Source organism: Deefgea rivuli DSM 18356 (genome assembly GCF_000620145.1).
GTDB lineage: Bacteria > Pseudomonadota > Gammaproteobacteria > Burkholderiales > Chitinibacteraceae > Deefgea > Deefgea rivuli.
The window spans coordinates 123,054-147,113 of record NZ_KK211082.1; the positions used below are offsets into that span (position 1 = coordinate 123,054).

The following is a 24,060-nucleotide window of genomic DNA, read 5'->3' on the forward strand; positions in this document are numbered from 1 at the left end:
ATCATGCGTATCCTCATCCTTGGCGGCACCGGCCTGATAGGCTCGGCACTCGCCTCACAACTCAGCAGCCACGATGTGTGCACACTCAGCCGCAGCCGCGCGCCCAATACGATTTATGGCGATTTTGCGCAATTACGCAGCGCTGAGGTGTGGTTGCCTTTGCTCGATGGCGTTGATGTGGTCGTCAATGCGGTGGGGATTTTTAATGAGAGCCCTTCGCAAACGTTTAGCGATTTACACGTTAATGCACCAATCGCGCTGTTTGCTGCTTGTGAGCAAACTAGCGTTCGTGTGATTCAGGTTTCGGCCTTAGGCGCAGCGCCCGATGCAGTCACCGCGTATTGGCGCAGCAAAGGCCAAGCCGATGCCGTGCTGTGCGCCAGCTCGCTGAACTGGAGCATCATCCGGCCCTCGCTAATTTATGCTGCAAATGGCCGCAGCAGCCGCGCCCTATGCAGCATCGCCAGCCTGCTCTTGCTGGCTGATTTACAAGGCTGCGGTGACGTTCAACCGGTGCATTTAGATGATGTCATTGCGCTCTTAGTCCGCTTAATTGAAGCGCCAGTTGCGCAGCGACAAATCATCAATGTGGTCGGCCCCGCAGCGATGCCACTATCACAATGGTGGCAGCAACTCCGGCAGGCCATGGCAATGCGGCCAGCAGTCACTATTAAGGTATTGCCATGGATGCAACAGCTAGCAAGCGCCATGGCTAAATACCTACCATCATCATTATTGAGCCGCGATAGTTTAGCAATGCTGCGCGCAGGTAATTGCGCCGATGTGCAGCCTTTCGCTGAATTACTTGGCCGCGCGCCCAAAGCCGCATTGCCCGCAGCCGATGAAGCCGCCGCAATTCGCCGCACCGCACAGTTGGGATGGATGCTGCCGATGCTGCGCATTGCATTAGCGCTGGTGTGGTTTTTAACTGCAGCGGTGAGTTTATGGGGCTGGCCGCGTGATGAGAGCTATGCGCTGCTCGGTGAAGTGGGTATTCCAAGCAGCCTACAAGCGCTTATGTTTTATGGCTCGGTGGCGATGGATGCGGCGTTTGGCTTGGCCTGCTTATTGAATATCGCTTGGCGCTGGCAATTACTCTTGGTGCTGTTTTACAGCGTCGTCATTGCGATTGCGATGCCGCAATTTTTATTGCACCCGTTCGGGCCGCTGCTGAAAAACGTGCCGATTCTGGCTTTGTTATTGATGTTTGATCAGCTCAGTAACACGCGTCAAAAATAAAATTCAAACACGAATCACAAGCAAAAATATTCTAGTTAATCAACAAGGAGCGCATCATGGAACACTATCTCTTGATCAAATGGCTGCATATTTTGTCGGCAACGCTGATGTTTGGTACCGGCTTTGGCACGGCGTTTTATATGTTTGTGACCAATCGCAGCGGCAATGTGCAGGCGATTGCGGTGATTACGCGCTGGGTGGCGCGTGCGGATTGGTGGTTTACGACGCCGTCGGTGATTTTCCAGCCGATTTCAGGCTTGCTGATGGCGCATTGGCTGGGTTACCCGCTCACAGCGCAATGGCTGCTCTGGTCTATGGTGCTGTACGCAATTGCGGGCGCGTGCTGGCTGCCGGTGGTGTGGCTGCAATTGAAAATGCGCGATATGGCACAAATCGCCGCGAAAAATAACGAACCTTTACCAGAACGCTACTGGCGTTTTGAGAAAATCTGGACTGTGCTGGGATTCCCCGCTTTTATCAGCCTCATTATCGTCTATTGGCTAATGGTCAATAAACCATTCTAAACTGAGTGATACAGCTTTAATCTGCAATCTGACCATTCTATTTTTTGCTTTCAAAGGATGCACATCATGAGTAATCCAAACCTGCATATTCTCGTCACTGGCGGCACCGGTTTTATTGGTACTGAATTGGTCAAGCAACTGCTTGCCGCAGGCCATCAAGTGAGTTTATTTAGCCGCCAACCTACCGCCGCAATCGCTAAATTGAATGGGAAAGTGACTGCATTTTCTAATTGGGATGATTTAAAAAATGATCAAGTTTTTGATGCGGTCATTAATCTAGCGGGTAGCCCCGTCGTTGGTCCGCGCTGGTCGGCGGCACGCAAACAAGTTTTACTCGCCAGCCGCGTCGGCACAACAGAAGGTCTGATGTCATGGATTGCGCGGGCGGCGCAAAAGCCTGCCGTGCTCATTAATGGCTCAGCCATTGGCTATTACGGCTGCCGTGGCGACGAGGCACTGGATGAAACTGCGCCAGCGCAGGACGAATTTATGTCCGAACTCTGCCAGAAATGGGAAGCGGCAGCGCTCAAAGCGGAGGATTTTGGCGTACGCGTCGTGCGGCTGCGTTTAGGCTTGGTATTTTGCTCGCACGATGCCAAAGGTGGCGCGCTCCCCAAACTGATTACGCCGTATTATTTTGGACTTGGCGGCCGTATGGGCGATGGGCAACAAGTAATGAGCTGGATTCATAGAGACGACGTCATCGCGGTGATTTTGCGCGCAATTGACAATGACACAATGCACGGTGCTTATAACCTCACAGCACCCGAAGCGCCAACACAAGCCCAATTTGCTAAAGCCGTCGGCGATGCTCTGCATAGACCGACTTTTCTGGTCACACCCGCTTGCATCATCAATACGCTGGCCGGAGAAATGGGCGCGCTCTTCACCAAAGGCCAGCGCGTAGTGCCAAAAAAACTACTGAATGAGGGGTATAGCTTTAAATACCTAGATTTAAAAAGCGCTTTGAACGTATACATAGGTAAGTAATCGTCATAGAAAACCAGCCATACGGCTGGTTTCTTATATCAGCGCTTAAATCACGCTATAAACCTGCCCCGTTTGTGCGCCTTCGACGCTTTTGCTAAAGGCGCGCGCGACTTTAGCGGCGGGCACTGATTCAAAGCCACGGAAATACGGCCCGTAGCTGGGCAGGGATTCGGTGAGTACCGTTGGGCTCACCACATTGATACGCAGGCCACGCGGCAATTCAATGGCGGCGGCGCGAGCAAAACCTTCCAAGCCGGCGTTCACCATGCTGGCGCTGCTGCCGTACACAATCGGGTCTTGGCTGAGCACGCCGCTAATTAAAGTAAAGCTGCCGCCATCGTTCAGGTATTTTTGGCCAATCAGCACCAATTGCACCTGCCCCATCAATTTATCGTTAATTCCAATGGCAAATTCCGCTGCGCCCATTTCAGCGAGTGCGCCAAAGTGCACATTGCCCGCCGCTGACACCACCGCATCCACCGCGCCGACTTGTTGATACATCGCTTCAATACTCGCGATATCGCTTAGATCAACGCGAATATCGCCGCTATTGCGCCCCGCGCTAATCACTTCATGCCGCGCGGCCAATTCTTTGACAACAGCTTGACCGACTGCACCTGCTGCACCAATCACGATGATTTTCATCTTGTTCTCCTAAAAGTGCTTGAAATTAAACTTGATTACATCTTAACAAATCACCAATAATTTAAAATCCAGCTAAAAATAAACCTATTGTTTACTTTATGAAACCAATCGAAGATTTAAATCAGCAACTTTTGGCCGCAATCACCTTCGCTGCCGTCATCGAACATGGCAGCTTTACTGCCGCAGCAGAAAAACTCGGCTACACCAAGGGGCTGGCCAGTCGTCGTGTGGCGCAATTAGAAAAGCAGCTCGGCGTGCAGCTTTTATTTCGCACCACGCGCAAGCTCAGTCTGACCGAAGCAGGTCGCGTGTATCTGGCGCATTGCCAGCAATGGCCACAATGGATAGCCCAAGCCGAACAAGCGGTGCATGAGGCCAGCGGCCAAATTAGTGGGCAAATTAAAATCACCGTGCCGACCAGTTTTGGCGGCACCTTTATGGCGCAAGCCTTGATTGCATTTCAACAGCGCTATGCTGCGGTTGAAGTGCTGCTTGATTTGTCGCGGGATATTCGGGATTTAGAAAGTGAAGGCTTTGACTTGGCGATCCGCAGCAAACCGGCGGCGCATGAACGCGTCATTGCAACGCCCATTACGCAGGCGGAGGATTGGCTGGTCGCCGCGCCTGCGCTATTTAAAGATCAGCCTGCGCCGCAACACGTCAACGAGCTTAAAGATTGGCCGTGCATTGCCAATAGCCATTTTAAAAACCCATTGGCTTGGCAGTTTGATCACATCGAGCAGCCGGTGCAGATTCATAGCCCGCTGCAAGTCAACGATTATCAGCTGATTCGGAATCTGGCTTTGGCGGGAGCCGGCATTGCGCGCTTGCCCAGCTATTTGCTGATTGATGATTTAGCACAGCAAAGATTAATTCGCATCTTGCCCGAAGCCAAATCGACTCGGCACGAGCTGTATTTGGTCTATCCGCCGCGCACGCCGCAACCGGCCAAAGTGCGCGTGATGATAGAATTTTTGAAGGAATGGTTTGCGGCGCAGCCTTAAGGCGTATCGCTAAGCGGTAAATCAGCGGCAACTTCCGGCGCTGCGGCTTGGCGCGCCAGCCAAGCTCGATACACGCGCAGCGCGACTTGCGCGTCATCGGCGGCGTATTGTTTTTGCTTATCACTCAAGGGCGAGATCGCCCAATTAGACGTCGAGATTTTTTTCGATTTTTGCAGTTTCTGGCCAAAAAACTGCGCCACTGCCGTTTTCGCGCCAACGTCACAGCGTGGCTCGGTACGCAACAGACGAGCTAGGTCGAGAACGTTTTCGGTTGAAACGCCCAGTTTGGCGTGCAAGCGTTGCTTATCATCGCTCAAACCAAAGCCCACTTTCAAAATCGTCGGCGATTCTAAAATGGCTTTGATTTCATCGGTCTGCACACCACGGCCAATCGGAATCAGAAAAACTTGTTCATCCGTCGCCAGTTGAATCAAATGTGGGCCGTTCGATGCTTGGCCTTTATGAAACACAGGCTTGGATTCGGTATCAAAACCCAGCACATCAGCACGACTGAGCACTGCCAAAGCACGCGCAAAATCGTCCGGTGTTTGCACCAGCACCACATCCCCCATCGCCACGCCGCAATACGGCGGTAAAATTTCTTCACTTATCATCCAAAGATGATAACGCAAGCAGGATCTAGCGCGGCAATATTTTATATTTATATGGGTATTGCTATCTAATCCTTAATTAATAATGGCTAGATTGAAATACCCTATTGATTAAATCTAATTAGCGATTTATCTCAAAATCGTCATACCGGCGAAAGCCGGTATCCAGAGCAACGGCCAAACCAGCATTGCAGCTAGATTCCGGCTTTCGCCGGAATGACGAAATCAAGTTTAAAAAGGCTCATAATCAGGCAGATATACCATAAGCAAGCATCGTCCTACCCATCCACAACTCTGAATTCAATGACGGTACATCAAGCCAAATAACGCAGCTCTAAATGTTGGCGAAAATGCTGCGGATTGAGCGCTTCGCCAGTCGCGCGGCGAATAAGTTCGCTGGTTTCCCAACGGCTGGCTTGGCTCCAAATATTCTCATTAAGCCAGTCGAACACAGGCGCTAAATCGCCCGCCGCAATGCGCTGATCCAAATCAGGATGTGCGGCACGAATGGCGGCAAAATATTGCGCCGCGTACATCGCGCCCAGCGTGTAACTTGGGAAATAGCCAAATGCGCCATCGGTCCAATGGATGTCTTGCAAACAACCATTTTTAAAGTTGCCCGTGGTATCGACGCCCAAATAAGCCTGCATTTTTTCATCCCACAATGCCGGAATATCGTCGGCCTCGATTTCGCCATTAATAAGCGCGCGCTCAATTTCGTAGCGCAAAATCACATGTGCTGGATAGGTCAGTTCATCGGCGTCAACACGAATAAAATCGGGCTTAACGCGGGTATAGATTTTGGCGAGATTGCTGGCGGAAAACGCCTCTTGCTTGCCTAAATGCTGTTCCACCAAGGGCTGAATTAAAGCTAAAAAAGCGGGGCTGCGACCTAATTGCATTTCAAACGATAGACTTTGGCTTTCATGAATCGCCATCGAGCGCGCCTGCCCAACCGGCAAATGCACCGCCTCACGCGGCAAGCTTTGCTCGTAACGCGCATGGCCGGTTTCATGCACGATGCCCATCATGCTTTGCGTAAAATCAACGTCGGTATAGCGCGTTGTGATGCGTACATCTTCGGCCACGCCGCCGCAAAAAGGATGATGCGACACATCAAGGCGACCGGCAGCAAAATTAAATCCCAGCAGCTTCATCACATCCAGCCCCAACGTGCGCTGCGCCTCAATCGCAAACGGACCTTGCGCCGCAATCGTCGCCTCTTGAGCCTGTTTGGCTATCGCTTGTTGGATCAAGCTTGGTAGCCATTGCTTTACATCGCCAAAAATCCGATCCAGCTCAGCACACGTCATACCCGGCTCGTATTTATTCATCAACGCTTCGTACGGCGACATACCACTACGCTGACTGAGTAGCTGCGCTTCTTCGCGCGACAAGCGTACTACTTCGCGGAAATGGACTAAAAATCCGTCCCAATCGTTATTCGCGCGCTGCGTGCGCCATTCGTGCGAGCACAATGATCCCGCCAAGGTTTTTGCTTCGACCAAGCTGGCGGGCAAAAGGTTGGCGTGTTCCCAGCGGCGCTGCATTTCACGCAAGCTGGCTTGCTCGAAATCAGTCAACGCTTCATTGCTCGCAGCTGTTATTGCCATAGCCAGCGCCGGATCGGTCAGGCTGTTATGGATTAACACATCCAATTCGGCCATCGCCGCGCCGCGCGCCGCATTACCCTCAGTCGGCATCATCGCCGCCTGATCCCAACCCGCCAGCGCCGCTAAATGTTCATAACGGTAAATGCGGGTAAACAAAGTGACTAGCTGTGAGTAGGCCGTTGGCTGCATCATCAATACTCGGAAACAATAAAGGTGCTGCGATGATGCCAGCGCTGGCGGTAAATGCACAATCGGTTTTTAGGCGCAGTGCGCATTGAGTGATATTCAGAATCTGCAAATCAACTTTTAAAATCGAAAGCTCAGACCAAACTAGCTACTTCTGAGCTTTCGACCTTATCTTAAATACATCGTTGAATTATTCGCTTCAATTAGCGATTCAAGGAAGCCCAATTATTGCCCATAAGCCGCCTTCACTTCGGCCTGAACTAAAGCACTAAATTCATCGGCACCAAATTGAGTGAGTGGTTTGCTATTTACAAAGAAACTCGGCGTTTTTTTAACATTCAGTGCGGCCACATCCGCCGTGTCTTGAGCGAGCCGGGTGGCGATTTGCGGGCTATTCATATCCAATTTGGCTTTCTCAATGTCAACGCCGATGGCGGCCAAGGCATTCCAAATCAGTTCCGGCTGCGGCGCGCCGTGTGAAGCCCATTCTGGCTGCGCCTCCAGCACTGCCTCTACCGATTCCCAATATTTATTTTGCACGCGCGTCGCTTCCAACGCTTTGGCGACGTAATCTGAGCCTTGATGAAAAGTCGCATAGCGCAGCGTGAGTTTGACTTTGCCCCCATTAAAATTAACGATGTTTTTTACATAGGGATAAAAAGCGCGGCATGCTTCGCAAGCTGGATCGAAAAATTCAACAATATGCACTTTGGCATCGGCTGCGCCCATCGAGGGCGCGCCAAAACGATTCAGCGCTTGCCCACTGTTTTGCGCCAACTGCTGCTGCGCTTGATTTTGTTGATTGGTATAGACATAAGCCCCCACGGCAAAGGCGGCGAGTAATGCAATGCTGCTAAGAATAATCAGTGTCGTACGTTTCATTTTTGGGTTCCTTTTTGCACGGCGAAAAGCAGCGCAATAATGAGTGAAAAAGCCACTAAAGATAAAAGTGGAATTGTGATAAAGCCAAATAAATCTAGCTGCATTTGGGCACATGACAGCCCTTGCGAACAAGGCTGCATACTTTCTGGGATCGCGCCGTGATAAAGCAGAGTGTGATACAGCGCGACCAGCCAACCGCCAATGGCTAAGGGCAGCGCATAGCGAGTACAGCGAGCATCAAATGGAAATAAACCGACGCTAAAAATAAACAGCAATGGATACATAAAAATCCGCTGATACCAACACAGCAGACACGGCGGCATTGCCATCACTTCACTCAAAAACAGACTGCCTAGCGTGGAAATAGCGGCGATCACCCAGCAAAGGAAAATCATATTCCAGTGCGCAGGTTTAATTTGCGGTGGGCTCATTGTTTAGCTCATTGATTAAATACGGTGAATTAGGTCGAGATCCATTCCAAGACGAATGGGATAAGCAACAGCCAGCCATAAAACGGCAGGCGCTGTCTTTTAGAAGAATCCGATTTCATTGATGAGTGCCGCCTCGATGCGGCAAAACTCAAACAGGAAATTTGGGTGGTTTTTTCGCGGGGGAAATCGATGCTGAACTTGGCTCAATCGGCTCTGTATGAGTCCAAGCGGCTTGAGCAACCTCAGCCAAGCTGGCCTTGATTGCAAACCATTGCGGAAGATCGTGCGTGTGATCGAAGCTGGCGTGTCCATGGGCATGCGCCGCGATGGGCTGCTCGACGTCTAAAGAAACGTCGCTCACGTCCAATGGATTATGGATTTGCAGCGCAATAGGCAGTGGCTGATGCGCCATCGACAATACCGTGGAGACTGGCAGCCACGCGCAAAGCAGCATGATGCAAAAGATCACGAGCTGCGTTTTACACAAAGGGGTTGGGCTGAACAGGCTGGGCATAAGCCCGATTTTAGCGTTGTTTACGCTGCGCGCTCAAGGCTTTTTCAGTCAGAAGGCAAGGCGGCTTAGCCAATGGGGACGCGCAAGAATCAAAGCCTTTGACCCCCAGCCACTAGCCGCCTTGCTGCCAAGAGACTCTAAACTCGCTGAGCAAATAGCTCACGATTATCCAGCGACTAAGCGCCGGAAGTAATGGCTGCGAGCAGCATCATAAAGCCAGTTGTAAACGTAGGTGTACGGCAAAAAGAACAGGAAGAAGCCAAGATCAAGCAAGAGCGCTTCCCAGATCCCGATGCCCATCCACCACATCGTCAGCGGTAGTGAAAACCCGATAAATCCGGCTTCAAATAGCAGCGCATGCAAGGCACGAATTTTCGGGGTGCGCTGCCATTGGCGGCGGCGCTCGACAATTTCAAAACCATAATTAAACACCATATTCCACAACATTGCCGTCGTAGCGAGCATCGCCGCTAGCACGCCAACATGGCTGACCGAAGCGCCCATTACCCAAGCCGCCAATGGTGTGGCCAACGCAATCCCGCCAATTTCAAACAGCAGCGCATGCATAAAACGCTCTTTCACTGTTTTTTCAGGCATCACGCTCATTGCTTGATTCATTGCTTTCTCCTTATCTTTCCTTGACAACAGCCACGATTATCAGCGATTTTACCGTTACTTAAAAATTGATAACCATCGGGAATTCCGATATGTTTAATTCAATCGATGCGTTGAGCGCCTTTGTACAAGCGGCTGAACTCGGCTCGTTTTCTGCGGCGGCGCGGCATTTGGGCAAAAGCCAATCGACGATCAGCGAAGCAATTAGCAATTTAGAAATCGACGCGGGATTGGCGCTATTTGATCGCACGCAGCGCCAGATCAAGCTCACCGCAGCAGGTATGCAGTTGCTGATTCATGCCAAGCAAGTGCTCAATAGTCACGACGCGCTCAAGCGCCAAGCCAGCGCTTTGCATGCGGGTCTAGAAGCACAATTGAGCATTGTGCTATCCGATACCTTCCAATCACGCGAATTTGAACTGCTGCTCAGCGAATTTGCCGAGCGATTTCCGCTGCTGCGCCTGGAATGTCTGGCCGATGAAGATCAGGACGTACTGCATCTACTGAGGAGTGGCCGCGCGCAATTAGGCTTGATCCGTGCACAAACCGCGTATGGCGCGGATTTTTCGGCGCTGCCGATTCCTGGTCAACGCGAAATGGCGATTTATGTCAGCCAGCAGCATCCCCTAGCTCACATCGAACACCTCAGCGTTGCCATGCTGGCCGAACACCGCGAATTGGCGCTCAGCAGCTATACGCAGCACAGCAATGCGCAATACAGCCCACGCTGCTGGCTAGCGCCAAGCTATTTAATGCTACTAGAAATGACTTTACGCGGCTTTGGCTGGGCGGCGCTGCCCACATGGCAAGTTGAGAATTTCGGCCGCGGGCAACTCGTGCAACTCAAACTCCCCAGCTGGCCGCGCAGCGTGCAAGTCGACGTCATCTGGTCCCGCAATGCAAAATTAGGGCCTGCGTGTAGTTGGTTGATCGATCACATTAGTCAAACTAGACCGCCAACTTAAATCCCATTACAAAACAAAAAAGCCCCGAAGGGCTTTTTATGTCAAAACACACTCGATGGCCACATCGCTTCATCACGCCAGTAATTATGGCGTTGGCTGTGCGAGGCTTTTATCGATTTGATTCAGTAAAGTTTGCTTGCGGTCACCCGACATTTCCCAAATCATTGCACCGCCCAGTTTTTTGCTTTTCAGAAAATCGAGCTTATGCGCCAGAGATTGCGAATCTTCATAAGTAATAAACTCGCCCTTCTTTGGATTGAACAAAAACGGCACCTTGCTCACATCATTCCAATAGCGGGTATAGCCATCTTGGTTGACCAGTTTTTTCTCGATTTCAGAATAATCCAAATTGCCATCTTCCCAGCTACCGCGGCCTTTACCCGCACAATCTTGATATTCCCCCTGCTTTTCTGGTGCGCAACCTTTCCAGCTATAGCCATAAAAGCCCACACCGAGCACGATTTTATTTGCAGGAACACCTTCTTTTAGAAATAACTGAATCACCGAATCGATATTATTTTTCGGCGATGCACCTTCGCGCTGATACGCGGGATCGTTATACAGTGGCGCAAAATGCCCCGAAAATTTATTCCACGCGCCGTTGTAGTCATAAGCCATTAAATTGACCCAATCGACCACTTTGGCGACCTTACCCATTTCGGTATTATTAATCCAGCGCTCGCCAGGGCCAACCGCTGTAGTCAGCAGATAAGTCCGATTATCCTTCTTGCCCGCCGCATCGAGTTTTTCGCGCAAAGTCGTCATCAAAAGCGTGTAGTTTTCTTTATCTTCTGGGCGCTCAACGTTACCCGCATTGCCGCCGACGACTGGGAATTCCCAATCAATATCCACACCGTCAAAGCCATGCTCACGAATAAATGCCACTGCGCTATCCGCAAAAATGGCTCGGCTTTGTTCGGTTAAAGCGACATCGGAGAAATACTTCGACCAAGTCCAACCGCCGACTGAAATCAACGTTTTCAAGTTAGGATGTTTCTTTTTCAAGCTACGCAATTGGCGAAAATTATTCGCCTTGGATGTATCTACGTTTGGATCACCCACGACGAGTTTGCCGTTTTCGATATTGGCAAACGCAAAATTAATATGGGTGAGCTTGCTGGCATCAATATCACTAGGCGTGAAATTGCGACCATACGCGCCCCAAGAAATCGAGTAGCCCACCACTTTATAAGGCTCCTCAGCCTGCGCCGCAAAGCCACTCAACAGCAAACTCATCGCCAAACTCAGCATCGTTTTACGCAACATAAAGTCAACTCCATCGTTTTTTTATAAAAAATAATCATAAAGAACCAGAGCAAGATTGAAACAATTTGCTAATTCCTACTCTATCATTAACAAAATCCTGCTGACATAAAAAAGCTGGCAGGGGCTAACAATGTCGTTCACTGAAGCCAAATCAACAGCGTTTAAACCAGTAAGTCGTCTCTTTCTTCAATCTTTTATTTTCTAATCCAAAATTCAAATCATTTAGTAAAAATGCTCGACTTTTAGTTCACACAACTCAGGAAGCTATCTTATGCGTATGAAATTAACAGGGCAGCATGTTGCGATTACCGACTCGATACGCGACTATGTCGCAGAACGGTTTACCCGACTGGATCGTCACCTTGCGATGACTAAATCCGCTCATATCGTTTTGACAACTAAAAAAAGTAATATCATCGCTAGAGCTAAATTACACACAAAAAATGGGAAAGTAGTCGCGACCTGTGAAAATGAAAATATGCAGACCGCCATTGAATCCATGGTCACCAAGCTTTGCCGACAGCTGTCCAAAAAGCGAGACAAGAGCCGCTTAGCATAAAACTACGTTTTGAATGCCCAATAAAAAAGCCCTGTATATAAACAGGGCTTTTTCAGTTCAACGATGATCTAGCAGATCATTCCCACTCAATCATTAACAAGCAGCATAAGCTAATGATTTATTGAACAAATCTACCAAGTAAAAAATATAAGACGATGAAAAATACTATGGTCAGTTCATAGCGTTTTCGCCCCTCTAGCACACCTCAGTGCAAGCCAAGCAACTTAGCCTGTCAACCCCCAACCCGTCTGCTATAATCGTTTTTATTGAAAATCTTCAATTTATAACTGTTTTTATGGCGGAGTAATCGATTTTATGGCTGAGATCGGGTATCAATGGCTATCACTCACCTACAATGTTCATGCAGTACACCCGCTGGCCGTACAGAGTGAAATCGGCCGTAACCGCTCAACATCGAGTGACGGTGACATACGTTTTGAAGTTTACCCAGAATCATACCGCCCTGTTGACAGTTTTAGTGAGCAACTGGCTTTTGCGTTCAAGTATGAAGGCATCCATTTGGAATTTCTGGCTAGGCTTTTTTCTCAAGATTTGGTCAAGCAAGAACTAGAACAATGGATTGCGCGAGAGCCAACGGGAAGTTATGCCCGCCGAGCCTGCTTCTTATATGAATGGCTGACAGACGCCACGCTGGATGCGCCGAATCTGACGCGAGGCAACTACATTGATGCACTTGACCCCGAACTGTATCTAGTCGGAACGCCGATCAATTGCCCGCGCTGGCGGGTTCGAGACAATCTGCCGGGTAATCGTGATTACTGCCCGATTGTACGACGAACAACAGCTATTCAAGCCGCCGAAACTTATGACTTGCCAGCCAAGCTGGCCGAGTTAGAAACGGATTTCGGCGTTGATCTGATTTTGCGCAGCACGGTCTGGTTAACTGTCAAAGAAAGCCGCGCCAGTTTTCTAATTGAGCGTGAGCAGGATAAAGAAGATCGCATCCGCCGCTTTGCCGCCGTAATGGAAAACGAATGCGGACAACACGACAATCCATTCACGCCCGAAACGCTGAGCCTATTACAACGCGGCATTTTGGGCGATATGGCGCTACGCTACGGGCTGCGCCGCTCCCCTGTATATGTTGGACACTCAGCTCACTATCAAGCAGTCGTTGATTACATCGCGCCACATTGGGAACAAACAAAAGCCCTTCTCTCAGGACTTGCGCATTTTCTCGAACGCAGCCAAGGCGCGTCATCCATCGTGCGCGCAGCAGTCGCGTCTTTCGGCTTTGTGTATATTCATCCAATGGCGGATGGCAATGGCCGAATTTCGCGCTTTTTAATCAACGACATCTTACGCCGCGATGGGCTCGTACCCTCGCCGATTATCCTGCCTGTGTCTGCAACCATCGCCGACAGCACACAGGCACGTGCCGCTTACGACAAAGTGCTTGAACGTTTTTCGCGCCGCCTGATGCGCAAATATGCCGATCAGTATTATTTTGGCGAGCCAGTCATCGCCGAGGACGGTGTTGAATACAACCTTTACTTCAGCGCTTACAACGATGCACTGCCCGCATGGCGCTACCCCGACCTCACGGCGCATGCCGAATATCTCGCAAAAATCATCGACACAACACTGACACAAGAAATGCGCAAAGAAGCCCGTTTCTTAAAAGCCAACGACCAAGCCCGAAGCGCCATCAAGCAATTTTTAGAAGCACCGGACAATGAGCTAGACAGCATCATTCGCAGCATTCGGCAGAATGGCAACGCGCTGTCTAATCAGCTTTGCAAGCGGTATCCAATACTCACCGAAAAATCAGTTATTGGTGAACGGATTGTTGATGCGGTGCAACAGGCATTTGCTGATTAAATATTGATGCTGAAATTAAAGCTTACGGGAAAACGATTTTGAGCCACTTAAGCAATCCAACATACTGCGGTGATGCGGAATCGAGCAAATGATCCTTGACCGCGCAATAAAGCCCCTCACCAGGTTGCTTTTGCCAAGCCAGCCAAGTCGCAACTTCCGCTTTACTCAATTTAGTAACTTTGAATTTTGGCGCGGCGAGGCCTGCAATTGTGTTTTGGGCTTGCGCCAACAGACTTGCCTCAGCAGGCGAGATGCATTGCTTGATCCAGTCCTCCAGCATGCCATCGGAAGCGTTATCGGGCATGATCCAAACTCCGAGATCAGGCAAACCATCGTTGTGTTTGTAGAGAAGACCACCCGAACCAAGCGACACAGGCGGGCTATCATAGCCATGCTGAGTCACCTTGGCCGTAATTTGCTGGATTGTCTTTGCAAAACCACCATCAGGGGCTCGGTCAGCATCAACAACAATAGCCAGCGCCTGCAGCCGGCCATCATTCAAATCCGCGATCTGCGTTTCCAGTAAATTCAAAACACCTTGCTTGGAATTCCAATCACCACCAAGCCCTTTTGGAGGAGACACTTTAATAGCTTCGGCAGCTACGGCGTAATTTCGACAAAGCAGTTCAAAAAAGGCTCGATCCGCCTCCCCCTCAACCAGCAACAAGCGATCCGCCATCAGCGCACCTCAACATCAGATTGCGTGATATTGAACAGCTTCTGCTCGTCAAACACAGTGGCAATCACCCTACCCTGATCGCTGGTTCTAACACTGCGACCAACGCGGAATAGCACGCCTTCTGTTTCGGTTTTTTCAACCGCCACTTTGGCAAAGCTCTCGATGCAATCCCAGCTGTGGGTGGTGGCAAAAACCTGAATATCAAGCTTCTCTGCCAAATCAAAAACAAGTCGCCAGACTTCCTCTTGAACTGAGTAATGCAGGCCATTTTCGAATTCATCAACTAGCAGAAAGCCTCCTTTGGCTGCAAATAACTTCAGAAACAGTTGAAGAATCCGAAAAATACCATCACCCATACTATTCAATGGTACTGGAGTATCAACATTTTTCAGCTTGACGATTGCGCTTCTCGAGAATGAACCGGAATCACGCTCATCAATCTCATCATCTCGAACAAATAAAATTTCTTCGAAATCAGGATTGACGATGCGAAGTGCACTCTTAACAAATTCCTGTGCTTCAGTGAGGCCAACTCTATCCCACATATCAGCTAGCTCATCTTCGGCAGTAAACTGAGTCGAAATATATGAACATGAATTTCTTTTAATCATCCTCAGAAGAGGCCTAAGTCTGCCGCTAGGAACACCGAACCGCAGAATAATGAGGTTACTATCGTTGATTTGAATAGCAATTGATTCATTGACATCTTCACCTTCAAAGTCAACCAGCTCACTTTTTAAGATATGTGTTCTACGGACACGCGGTCTGCCCTCACCCTCTGCCTCAGATTCAACGTACTCTTTCTCATAATAAAAAACATGTTCAATCTTCACTAATTTGTCAGCTGTACCATCACCTATCTCAATCCCTATCCCATCAATTTCAGGAAACTGCCGGCCTGAAAAAAAGGACTTAAAAGGCAAATCATTCTGAAATTCAAACTCACCTTTTTTAATTTTCCATTGTTCATCGTGGCTTATTGCCAAATCCTCTAACAAGTCCGGATGCGCATTCCCCGCATAAATCCGCAGAGCTTCTAACACCGAGCTTTTACCTGAATTATTCTTGCCGACAATCAGATTGACACGGCCAAGTTTGCTGACTTGGAAGTCTTCAAGTGCGCGAAAATTCTTGATATGCAGGGATTTTAAATGCATGTTTTTTCCTTTTTTGGCAGTGCGTAATCATCTGATCGAGCCGAAATCGCTTTCACATCGGCTAGCAGACCAGTAAATTTACCATAACTGACTATGAAGCTACTTTTTCAGGCTTAAAATTGCAAAAAAGCCCGCATTTCTGCGGGCTTGAGGGGTGTTTACTGCTATTTATTGCCAAACATTGCCAGACGCGGGATCACTCCCACTCAATGGTCGCTGGTGGTTTACCTGATACGTCATAAACCACACGATTAATACCACGTACTTCATTAATAATGCGATTCGACACTTTGCCGAGCAAATCGTACGGCAATTCTGCCCATTTGGCGGTCATAAAGTCGCTGGTCACGACGGCGCGCAGTGCGACGACGTAATCGTAAGTGCGGCCATCGCCCATTACGCCGACTGATTTCACTGGCAAGAACACGACAAACGCTTGGCTGGTGAGTTCGTACCAGTTTTTGCCGCTTTTTTCATCGACCGCAGCGCGCAATTCTTCGATAAAGATCGCATCGGCGCGTTGCAGCAATTCGCAAAACTCTTGTTTTACTTCGCCAAGAATCCGCACGCCTAGGCCAGGGCCTGGGAACGGATGGCGATAAACCAGTGTTGGTGCGAGGCCGAGCGCAACACCGAGTTCACGCACTTCGTCTTTAAACAATTCGCGTAGCGGTTCGAGCAGGCTCAATTTCATTGTTTCTGGCAAGCCGCCGACATTGTGGTGGCTCTTGATCGCATGCGCTTTGCCGGTTTTTGCGCCAGCAGATTCAATCACGTCAGGATAAATCGTGCCTTGTGCCAACCATTTTGCGCTTGGCAATTTGGCTGATTCAGCTTGGAATACTTCAACGAATTCGCGGCCGATAATTTTGCGTTTGGCTTCAGGGTCAGACACACCGGCCAAATGACCCATAAACTGTGCAGTCGCATCAACGTGGATGACTTTTACGCCCAAATGCTCGGCGAAAGTTTCCATGACTTGCTTGCCTTCGTTCAGACGCAGCAAACCGTTATCGACAAACACGCAAGTGAGTTGATCGCCAATCGCGCGGTGAATCAGCGCTGCGGCCACTGATGAATCGACGCCGCCTGACAGACCGAGAATCACTTCGTCCGTACCGACTTGTTCGCGGATTTTCGCGACAGCTTGGTCGATGTAGTTTGGCATCGTCCAGCTTGGTGCTGAGCCGCAAATATCGAGCACGAAATGATTAATCATTTCACGCCCTTTGATCGTGTGTGTTACTTCTGGGTGGTATTGCACCGCGTAAAAACCGCGTTTCACATCGGCCATCGCCGCAATCGGGCAAGACGCGTTGCTGGCGATGACTTCAAAGCCCGCTGGCATCGCAGTTACTTTGTCGCCGTGGCTCATCCACACTTCAAGGCATGTTGTATCACCGTGAACGCGGTCAGACAGGCCTTTAAATAATGGGTTGGCTGCATTGACTTCAATTTCAGCAAAACCGAATTCGCGCACTGTGCCCGCTTCCACTTTGCCGCCCAAGCTTTGCGCCATCCATTGCATGCCGTAGCAAATACCCATTACAGGGATGCCCAGCTCAAACAAGGCTGGATCGGCTTGGTAATCGGATTCGTACACCGAGTTCGGGCCGCCCGACAAGATAATGCCTTTAGGATTAAATTCTTTGATGAAGTCGATACTCACATCAAACGAATGCAATTCACAGTAAACATGCGCTTCGCGCACACGACGGGCAATCAGCTGCGTAACTTGTGAGCCGAAATCAAGAATCAGAATCTTATCCATACCGAATGTCCCATTGGGTGTGCGTGAAAACGCGGCATTTTACCGTGCATCAGCGTTCTACGCGAGTCCATATATCAAGCAGCCGCTGGCAAGTTTTATTTCATCTCACCAATGCAATCTTGATACCTCAATGCGATTGCTGACAAAAAACAAGCTCAAACTACATAGGTATATGGCTGTATGCGATAAAAATAAAAGACTCTATGGAAATACCCATCATTTAATCTCTGATTTCTAATGCCATTAGAATTAACAGAAGTCTTGGATTGCTAAGAATGAGCCTGCCCGCGCGGACGTTATGGATTTGAACTTTCGTTTTCTCAAATCGGCTTTCGCGGGCAAGCTAGCTAAATAAGTACCATCACGGAGCAGCCGGTATGGCATTCATTTGTTTGAGCACCGCATTAAATACCTCGCCAGAAGACTGGATTAAGGTGAAATGATTGCCGCTCATCGTCGTCAAACTGACGGTATGCCCTAGGCTCGCTTCGTGCTTTTGATAAGCATCGGCATATTGCGTCGACACAATATCATCCGCAGTTGTTGAAAACAGGTAAATTGGCACTCCGGCGGACGACATCGCCTGCGGGCTGACTTCTGCATCGCTCAAACTCCCGCGCAAGCCAGGGATATAGCTGCCGCAGCTACTTGCCTGATAAGTGACCAAATCGGGGATGGCCGCCAAACCAATCACCGCTTGTGGCAAATTAGGCTTAGCCGTATACAACACACTGCTCGACGGAATACTCGGCCTAGCCGCTGCCCACAGAGCCAAATGCCCGCCCGCCGAATGCCCAATCAACACCGTGCGTTTCAAATTCACCGGCAAATTAGCCAGCATTACTGGCAGCGCATCCATTGCACTAGCGACATCTTGAAAAGTCATCGGGGCGGCGTAAAGTGGATCACTAGTAACACGGTATTCTAAATTGAGCGTTGCCCAACCTGCTCGCGTTAGCGCATCGGCCATCGGCTGCATGATGTTGGCCGAAGCAATAGAGCGATTCCAGCAGCCGCCATGCAAAATGACCGCGAGCGGAAACGGGCCGTTGCCTTCCGGTGTTTTAAATTGACCATATTGCTCAGTTTGCGGGCCATAGCGAACCATCATCGAGCTTGCCGGCGCTAAAGGGGCGGTAGTCGTAGCAGGAGGCGCATCACCGCCGCCTCCGCCACATGCACTCAGTAAAAACACCATCACTAAGTAAAAATAAGGCATCGAAGCTACTCCATAGAAAATAAAGTTACCAACCAGTAAAATAATACACCGCAAGGTAACTTAAGCAAATTAATACCGATGAATGCATCTATAAACGAGAAGAGCACGCCGATGGCTTGCGTAACGCCGCAAGCCATACAGCGGCTATGGCATAATTAGCCGCAATCCAAACTCACAGCCCGACTATGCCGCATACCGCCTTTTGGCACTCGCCCTTGATTTCTTCGCCACGCGCTTTGCGCCCTTGGCTGAGTGAGCGTGGCTCGCTGACAGAGCGATTGATCGCAAATTACCCTGCGTTTAGCGTGCGTGTTTTGGCACAAGGCTGGGCGCGCGCGCATCAAGATGAAATGGCGATTTTGCAATTAAACGGCAAAACCGCGGTGGCAACGCGTGAAGTGCTGCTGTGCTCCAACGGCACGCCGCTCGTTTTTGCGCACAGCATTACTGCGCGCAGCAGCCTGCGCGGCGGATTTCATTTATTTGGCCGCAGCGGCAGCCGCCCGCTTGGCGCGCTACTCTTTGCCGATCCAACGATACGTCGCTCACATTTAGCGTGGCGCAAACTCAACCACCGCCATCCTCTATGGCAAAAAGCCGTCGCCGCCGCAGGACCGCAATCTGCCACACTCTGGGCACGGCGCTCGGTGTTTTATTCGGGTAGCGATCAATTACTGGTGACTGAGGTGTTTTTAACTGCGCTTTTAAGCTCGCCCTGCCGCACGATTTAAATGACGATGCAAATCCAACTCACTCAAGCGACTACTGACGATTTAGAGGCACTGATTGCCCTGAGAATTGAAGCGATGCGCGACAGCTTAGAACGCATCGGCCGCTTTGATCCGATACGCGCCAGAGAACGCTTTCAATCGAGTTTTGCGCCTGAATGTACCCAATGGATTTATAGCAATCAGCAACAGCGCATTGGCTTCTTCGTACTCAAACCGCACAGCACGTATCTGCGATTAGATCATCTTTATATTCGGCCATTCGAGCAAGGGAAAGGTCTTGGTACGGCTATTTTGAAAATTATTTTTGCTAAAGCCAAACAAGCCTCGCTACCGATTCGAGTCGGCGCACTACGTGGCAGTGACTCAAATCGCTTTTATATTCGTCATGGCTTTCAACTCATCGAAAGTAGCGAATTCGACCATGAATACGTACGACATCACTCTTTATAAGAAACCATGCGACTCAACTCACGCCTTTCGCCCTATTTCCGCCTCGCCCGCATGGACAAACCCATCGGGACTTTATTGCTGCTGTGGCCAACGCTGTGGGGGCTGTGGATTGCGGGGCAAGGTCGGCCAGATTGGCATTTGGTGGTGATTTTTTGTCTTGGCACTTGGCTGATGCGCTCCGCCGGTTGCGTGATCAATGATTGGGCGGATCGCGATTTTGACGGCCATGTCGAGCGTACCAAAATGCGCCCGCTCGCGTCGGGCGAAATCAAATCGCGGCATGCGCTGTATTTTGCTGCGGGTTTAGCGCTACTGGCCTTGCTGGTGGCGCTGCCACTCAACACTTTGGCTTTGTCATTGACTATTCCAGCGCTGTTTTTAGCGGCAACTTATCCATTTACCAAACGCGTTTTACCCGTGCCGCAAGCGTATCTGGGCATTGCGTTTAGCTTTGGGATTCCGATGGCGTTCGCTGCGCAAACAGGCACTGTGCCGCTGATTGCATGGCTGCTGATGCTGGCTAATTTGCTGTGGACGGTGGCGTACGACACCGAATACGCAATCGTCGATAAACCGGATGATTTAAAAATCGGCATTAAAACGTCAGCGATTACTTTTGGCCGATTTGATATTGCCGCCGTCATGGCCTGCTTTTTTGGATTTTTAGCGCTGATGATCTGGGTTGGCGTGTTGGCCGAGCGAGGCCTGATTTATTTCGCGGGTTTGGGCTTAGTGGCGGTGCTGATTTTCGATCAATACCGCCGCATTCGTACGCGCGATCGCGCCGCCTGCTTTGCGGCATTTTTAGCCAATAACCGCATCGGCGCGATCATCTTTACCGCCTTAGTTTTGGATTTCTGCTTTCCGCTATGAAAATCACGCCATTGAGCTTAACCGAGCAAGGCACGATCATGCGCCTGCTTTCCGATTTGGAATCGGGATCGAGCAGGCAATGGTATTGGCTGGAAATCGCGCAAAAATATCCGGCCTCAGAACACACTAAAAAAACAAAAATACTAGGTATTGCCATGCAGTTATTTGGCATCAATGCCTGCATGGCAATACTGGCAAGACTCAATTTAAAAGGCCTGAATATTTACCATACCGCCAGCCAGCAATTTTGGTCGCTGGCGCAGCATAAAGCCAATGATGCGCTGCTGTTTTCTGGCTGCGTATTGGCGCTCTTATTGGGTTTTAATCGCCTCCCCGCCAGCCAGCAACTTGCAGCTTGGTGCTTGGCGCTTGGCGGTGCGGCCTGGCAGGTTTGGCGCACGGCGCGCCAATTTACGCCACCAGCCCAACCCGAAACCGATGAAGAAACCACGCCCGGTGCAGAGGCGAGTTTGGGCTTGCAGGGCATGTTGCTCGCCGCTGGCGCAACGCCTGCCGTATCGATTGCGCTGGTTAAAGGCATTGCACAAGATCCAGCCGGATTTCTCGCACCGCTACTGGCCAATCTGCCCAGCCTTGCGCCTGATCCGCAACCCAGCCGCACGCAGCGCTATGTATTAAGCGCCACGCCGTGGCTGATTGTTGGATTGATAAGTAGTTGGCTGATCGGCCATTTGCCCGCGTATTGGGGTGGCGCAATTGCACTAATGCTGATGCTGGCGGCAGGCTGGGGCATTCATCGCACACCAAAACCTGTTGGACTCTTGGCCATTAGCTGGTTGGCTTGCGGACTACTCGCTCGCCTCACTCATTACATTTAATCGCTAAAAATCGGTGCAATATGCCCCACGACCTGCCTATTTTGTACTCATTCCGCCGCTGCCCTTACGCGATGCGCGCCCGTTTGGCGCTGTGGCAAAGCGGCGTTATCGTTGAGTTGCGCGAAGTCGTGTTGCGCGATAAACCCGCTGAACTCATCGCCGCCTCGCCCAAAGCCACTGTTCCCGTATTGGTTTTACCGAGCGGCGAAGTCATAGCCCAAAGTCTGGACATCATGCACTGGGCGTTGGCGCAATCTGATCCGGCCGCTTGGCATCCGCCCGAGCTCGCCGCCCAGCAAATTGAACTGATTACGCGGCACGATATTGAATTTAAACCGCTGCTGGACGCGTATAAATATCCCGAACGCCATTCTCAATTGTCACTAGAACAGCATCGAGATAACGCGATGTATTGGCTTGCAGAAAATATTAATCAACGCCTAGAGGGCTATACCTACCTAATCGATAATCAGATGCGAATCAGCGACGTCGCCATCGCCCCGTTTATTCGCCAATTTTCTGCTGTGGATTTTCCGTGGTTTGAGCAACACGCACCAGCGCCATTGCAAAACTGGCTGGCGACATTCACTGAATCGGAATTACTGGCTGCGGTAATGAATAAATACCCGCAATGGCAAGCCGGCGACGCGCCGATTTACTTTGGCCGTAAAGCTTAAAGATCAAAAACTGGGATCACGAAAGGCACGAAAGTAGGGCAAAATAAAAATCAGAAATGATGATTCTATTTTGCCTTTTTTTGCCGTTCTTTTCGTGTCTTTCGTGATCCACGTTGTTGACCTTTAAATCCCCCCAACTGTTACGCGCATAAAAAAGGCAGGGATTGCATCCCTGCCTTTTTTACATCACAACTTAAATCAACGCGTAGTCCAATACTGGTTTTGCATGATTTCTGGCTTAATCAAATAGCCATTCGCCTCTTGCACCACCATGCCTGCGGCATTTTTGCCCGCAGATCCCAGTGCGGCGGCTTTACACGCATTTGGATTGGCGCGGCGATACAGTGCTGCCGCTAACATGCCTTCGGTAGCGCTGCCCAATGGCTGGCTGAAATCATCACTGGCGCTGCAATTGGGCGCAAAGCCATCGCTATAATCGTCAAATCCTTTGGCATTCGCTCCTTTTGATTCGATTGGCAAATAAGTCACGCCACAATTCGATTTGCCGACGAAGGCATACGGTTTACCGCAGGTGGTTTTACCAATGATTTGTACGTCAATATCTACACCACGCAAACCATTGATAATCGCCTCGCTGGCCGAGCAAGTGCTACCTGTGGCCAAGATAAACACTTGCTTCAAATTCAAGCTTGGCAATGCTTTTCCATCAGTAGATTTTTCGTAAAATGGAATCACACCTAGAGCAGTCTGAACTGGGCGCTTATCGCTGTATTGCAATTTATCGAATGGCTTACCTGATGTTGCCGTTTTACCCGCCACCATATAGGCCAATACACTCGCCACATCAACAAGACCGCCGCCGTTATAACGCAAATCCAAGACCAATGATTTCACTTGATCGGCTTTGAATTTCTCCATGGCATCTATCAATGGTTTTTCAGCCGATGAAATGTGCGTGTTAAACACCAGATAGCCTACTTTATCTCCGGCCACATCCAAGGTTTGCGCCACGGGTACTGGAGAAATCGTAATATTTGCCGCCGCAATGGTGACATTTTTGACTGTGCCAGCGCGATCAAATATCAAATTATGCGCCGCTGAATTCGTTGGATACAGCAAAGCGCCCAAGCCAGACACAGAGCCATCGGCCACTAAACCATCCACCGTTTTAAGTTGATCGCCACGTGCAACGCCAGCCAGCGCAGCCGGTGAATTGGGCTGCACATAAGCCACGCGCACCGTATAAGGAACCGCATCGCCCGTCACATGCCATTGAATACCATATTCCAACGAAGCCCCAGCCTGCCAGCCATTCCATTCACGAGTAGAAATCACAAAACTATGCTTATCTTTTTTCGCGCCAGACGCCGTCAATAGCGGAGATTTCAAGGCGTTGAAATAAGCCTCAACCGAAGCCAAAGTCGCAGATTCTTTGCTATATGCAGGCAATGCAGCATCCACCGCAGGCATGTCTTGATACCAAAGATAATTTTTTTCCATATTATCTTTGAGCCAGGCTTTCTCATCTGCCAAAGTACCGGTCGTGCTAAAAGGGCTATCGTCATAACGATAAGGATTATTCGGCGAACACTTTTGCCCAGTCACTGGACTGGGTGTCACAACCGCTGCAGTGCCCGCAATCGGTGAAGCGTCAGATCCACCACCGCCGCCACACGCAGCCAAGACCACGCTCAAACTAGCCGTCGTTAAACGTAAGCCCAATTTTTTACCATCGCATAATTTCATTTATCTTTCTCTTAGCTGTTAGAATTCGCGCAGATAATAAGCGTGGCGTAAACAAAAAACAAGCTGTTGAT

The 24,060-nt window shown here is 50.0% G+C and carries 25 protein-coding genes; 12 read left to right on the plus strand and 13 right to left on the minus strand.

From position 1 onward, the window contains the following. Positions 1 to 3: 3 nt before the first annotated feature. From Q320_RS0113355 to Q320_RS0113365, 3 genes are all read left to right on the plus strand, one after another. A complete protein-coding gene (locus Q320_RS0113355) occupies positions 4 to 1,239 on the plus strand; it encodes an SDR family oxidoreductase (RefSeq protein WP_027469416.1) in 1,236 nt (411 codons plus the stop codon). Positions 1,240 to 1,295: 56 nt separating this feature from the next. Further along, entirely contained in the window at positions 1,296 to 1,763 is a 468-nt protein-coding gene (locus Q320_RS0113360) for a DUF2269 family protein (RefSeq protein WP_027469417.1), read from the plus strand. 66 nt (positions 1,764 to 1,829) lie between these two features. Further along, the gene (locus Q320_RS0113365) at positions 1,830 to 2,753 is read left to right on the plus strand and encodes a TIGR01777 family oxidoreductase (RefSeq protein ID WP_051534741.1); all 924 of its coding nucleotides are present in this window, start codon (positions 1,830 to 1,832) and stop codon (positions 2,751 to 2,753) included. A 45-nt stretch (positions 2,754 to 2,798) separates the two neighbouring features. On the opposite strand, the gene Q320_RS0113370 is transcribed toward Q320_RS0113365, so the two are convergent. After that, positions 2,799 to 3,398, minus strand: coding sequence for a short chain dehydrogenase (locus tag Q320_RS0113370; protein WP_027469419.1), 600 nt, complete (start codon positions 3,396 to 3,398; stop codon positions 2,799 to 2,801). Positions 3,399 to 3,496: 98 nt separating this feature from the next. On the opposite strand from Q320_RS0113370, the gene Q320_RS0113375 reads away from it, so the two are divergent. After that, positions 3,497 to 4,402, plus strand: a complete 906-nt coding sequence (locus Q320_RS0113375; RefSeq protein WP_035853741.1) for a LysR family transcriptional regulator — start codon at positions 3,497 to 3,499, stop codon at positions 4,400 to 4,402. Here the strand turns inward: Q320_RS0113375 and Q320_RS19870 are convergent. The 6 genes from Q320_RS19870 to Q320_RS0113405 form a co-directional block, all read right to left on the minus strand. Further along, positions 4,399 to 5,016 (minus strand): 3'-5' exonuclease, encoded by a 618-nt coding sequence (locus Q320_RS19870; RefSeq protein WP_051534742.1) that lies wholly within the window; start codon positions 5,014 to 5,016, stop codon positions 4,399 to 4,401. The two genes, Q320_RS0113375 and Q320_RS19870, sit on opposite strands and share 4 nt — an antisense overlap. A gap of 311 nt (positions 5,017 to 5,327) precedes the next feature. After that, complete coding sequence (locus Q320_RS0113385; protein ID WP_027469421.1) at positions 5,328 to 6,818, minus strand: carboxypeptidase M32; 1,491 nt, start codon at positions 6,816 to 6,818, stop codon at positions 5,328 to 5,330. A 219-nt stretch (positions 6,819 to 7,037) separates the two neighbouring features. Further along, complete coding sequence (locus tag Q320_RS0113390) at positions 7,038 to 7,694, minus strand: DsbA family protein (RefSeq protein ID WP_027469422.1); 657 nt, start codon at positions 7,692 to 7,694, stop codon at positions 7,038 to 7,040. Then, entirely contained in the window at positions 7,691 to 8,125 is a 435-nt protein-coding gene (locus Q320_RS0113395) for a disulfide bond formation protein B (RefSeq protein WP_027469423.1), read from the minus strand. Before Q320_RS0113395 ends, Q320_RS0113390 begins: the two co-directional genes overlap by 4 nt. Positions 8,126 to 8,273: 148 nt before the next feature. Further along, positions 8,274 to 8,579 carry a hypothetical protein gene (locus tag Q320_RS0113400; protein ID WP_156939069.1) on the minus strand — a complete coding sequence of 102 codons (306 nt, stop codon included), beginning with the start codon at positions 8,577 to 8,579 and terminating at the stop codon, positions 8,274 to 8,276. Between the two features lie 225 nt (positions 8,580 to 8,804). Beyond that, a complete protein-coding gene (locus Q320_RS0113405; RefSeq protein WP_035853743.1) occupies positions 8,805 to 9,257 on the minus strand; it encodes a multidrug/biocide efflux PACE transporter in 453 nt (150 codons plus the stop codon). 89 nt (positions 9,258 to 9,346) lie between these two features. Here Q320_RS0113405 and Q320_RS0113410 point away from each other — a divergent pair, with 89 nt between their 5' ends. Beyond that, the gene (locus tag Q320_RS0113410) at positions 9,347 to 10,219 is read left to right on the plus strand and encodes a LysR family transcriptional regulator (RefSeq protein ID WP_027469426.1); all 873 of its coding nucleotides are present in this window, start codon (positions 9,347 to 9,349) and stop codon (positions 10,217 to 10,219) included. A gap of 84 nt (positions 10,220 to 10,303) precedes the next feature. Here the strand turns inward: Q320_RS0113410 and Q320_RS0113415 are convergent, their stop codons facing one another. Then, a complete protein-coding gene (locus Q320_RS0113415) occupies positions 10,304 to 11,485 on the minus strand; it encodes a glycoside hydrolase family 18 protein (protein ID WP_245591019.1) in 1,182 nt (393 codons plus the stop codon). Positions 11,486 to 11,756: 271 nt separating this feature from the next. On the opposite strand from Q320_RS0113415, the gene hpf reads away from it, so the two are divergent. Together hpf and Q320_RS0113425 are read left to right on the plus strand one after the other, a co-directional pair. Then, positions 11,757 to 12,044 (plus strand): ribosome hibernation-promoting factor, HPF/YfiA family, encoded by a 288-nt coding sequence (gene hpf / locus Q320_RS0113420; RefSeq protein WP_027469428.1) that lies wholly within the window; start codon positions 11,757 to 11,759, stop codon positions 12,042 to 12,044. A gap of 315 nt (positions 12,045 to 12,359) precedes the next feature. Further along, positions 12,360 to 13,886: a Fic family protein gene (locus tag Q320_RS0113425; protein WP_027469429.1), complete on the plus strand. Its 1,527-nt coding sequence runs from the start codon at positions 12,360 to 12,362 to the stop codon at positions 13,884 to 13,886. A gap of 22 nt (positions 13,887 to 13,908) precedes the next feature. Here the strand turns inward: Q320_RS0113425 and Q320_RS0113430 are convergent, their stop codons facing one another. The 4 genes from Q320_RS0113430 to Q320_RS20975 form a co-directional block, all read right to left on the minus strand. Continuing rightward, positions 13,909 to 14,565 (minus strand): DUF3226 domain-containing protein, encoded by a 657-nt coding sequence (locus tag Q320_RS0113430; protein WP_027469430.1) that lies wholly within the window; start codon positions 14,563 to 14,565, stop codon positions 13,909 to 13,911. Beyond that, positions 14,565 to 15,722 (minus strand): AAA family ATPase, encoded by a 1,158-nt coding sequence (locus tag Q320_RS0113435; RefSeq protein ID WP_027469431.1) that lies wholly within the window; start codon positions 15,720 to 15,722, stop codon positions 14,565 to 14,567. Before Q320_RS0113435 ends, Q320_RS0113430 begins: the two co-directional genes overlap by 1 nt. A 196-nt stretch (positions 15,723 to 15,918) precedes the next feature. After that, complete coding sequence (guaA, locus tag Q320_RS0113440) at positions 15,919 to 17,493, minus strand: glutamine-hydrolyzing GMP synthase (RefSeq protein WP_027469432.1); 1,575 nt, start codon at positions 17,491 to 17,493, stop codon at positions 15,919 to 15,921. Between the two features lie 361 nt (positions 17,494 to 17,854). Next, on the minus strand, positions 17,855 to 18,712 hold the full coding sequence (locus tag Q320_RS20975; protein WP_051534743.1) for an alpha/beta hydrolase family protein: 858 nt from the start codon (positions 18,710 to 18,712) through the stop codon (positions 17,855 to 17,857). 185 nt (positions 18,713 to 18,897) lie between these two features. On the opposite strand from Q320_RS20975, the gene Q320_RS0113450 reads away from it, so the two are divergent. Genes Q320_RS0113450 through Q320_RS0113470 form a run of 5 tightly spaced genes read left to right on the plus strand, consistent with a single transcriptional unit; the run spans position 18,898 to position 22,282 of the window. Further along, positions 18,898 to 19,443: a chorismate--pyruvate lyase family protein gene (locus Q320_RS0113450; RefSeq protein ID WP_051534744.1), complete on the plus strand. Its 546-nt coding sequence runs from the start codon at positions 18,898 to 18,900 to the stop codon at positions 19,441 to 19,443. Then, positions 19,444 to 19,893 carry a GNAT family N-acetyltransferase gene (locus Q320_RS0113455; protein WP_051534745.1) on the plus strand — a complete coding sequence of 150 codons (450 nt, stop codon included), beginning with the start codon at positions 19,444 to 19,446 and terminating at the stop codon, positions 19,891 to 19,893. It begins immediately after the preceding gene. Positions 19,894 to 19,899: 6 nt separating this feature from the next. After that, the gene (gene ubiA, locus Q320_RS0113460; RefSeq protein WP_027469435.1) at positions 19,900 to 20,766 is read left to right on the plus strand and encodes a 4-hydroxybenzoate octaprenyltransferase; all 867 of its coding nucleotides are present in this window, start codon (positions 19,900 to 19,902) and stop codon (positions 20,764 to 20,766) included. Then, positions 20,763 to 21,605: a hypothetical protein gene (locus tag Q320_RS0113465; RefSeq protein ID WP_027469436.1), complete on the plus strand. Its 843-nt coding sequence runs from the start codon at positions 20,763 to 20,765 to the stop codon at positions 21,603 to 21,605. Before ubiA ends, Q320_RS0113465 begins: the two co-directional genes overlap by 4 nt. Positions 21,606 to 21,625: 20 nt before the next feature. Continuing rightward, positions 21,626 to 22,282: a glutathione S-transferase N-terminal domain-containing protein gene (locus Q320_RS0113470; protein WP_051534746.1), complete on the plus strand. Its 657-nt coding sequence runs from the start codon at positions 21,626 to 21,628 to the stop codon at positions 22,280 to 22,282. Positions 22,283 to 22,480: 198 nt separating this feature from the next. Here Q320_RS0113470 and Q320_RS19880 read toward each other — a convergent pair whose 3' ends face one another. After that, complete coding sequence (locus Q320_RS19880) at positions 22,481 to 23,989, minus strand: S41 family peptidase (protein WP_051534747.1); 1,509 nt, start codon at positions 23,987 to 23,989, stop codon at positions 22,481 to 22,483. Positions 23,990 to 24,060 lie beyond the last annotated feature (71 nt).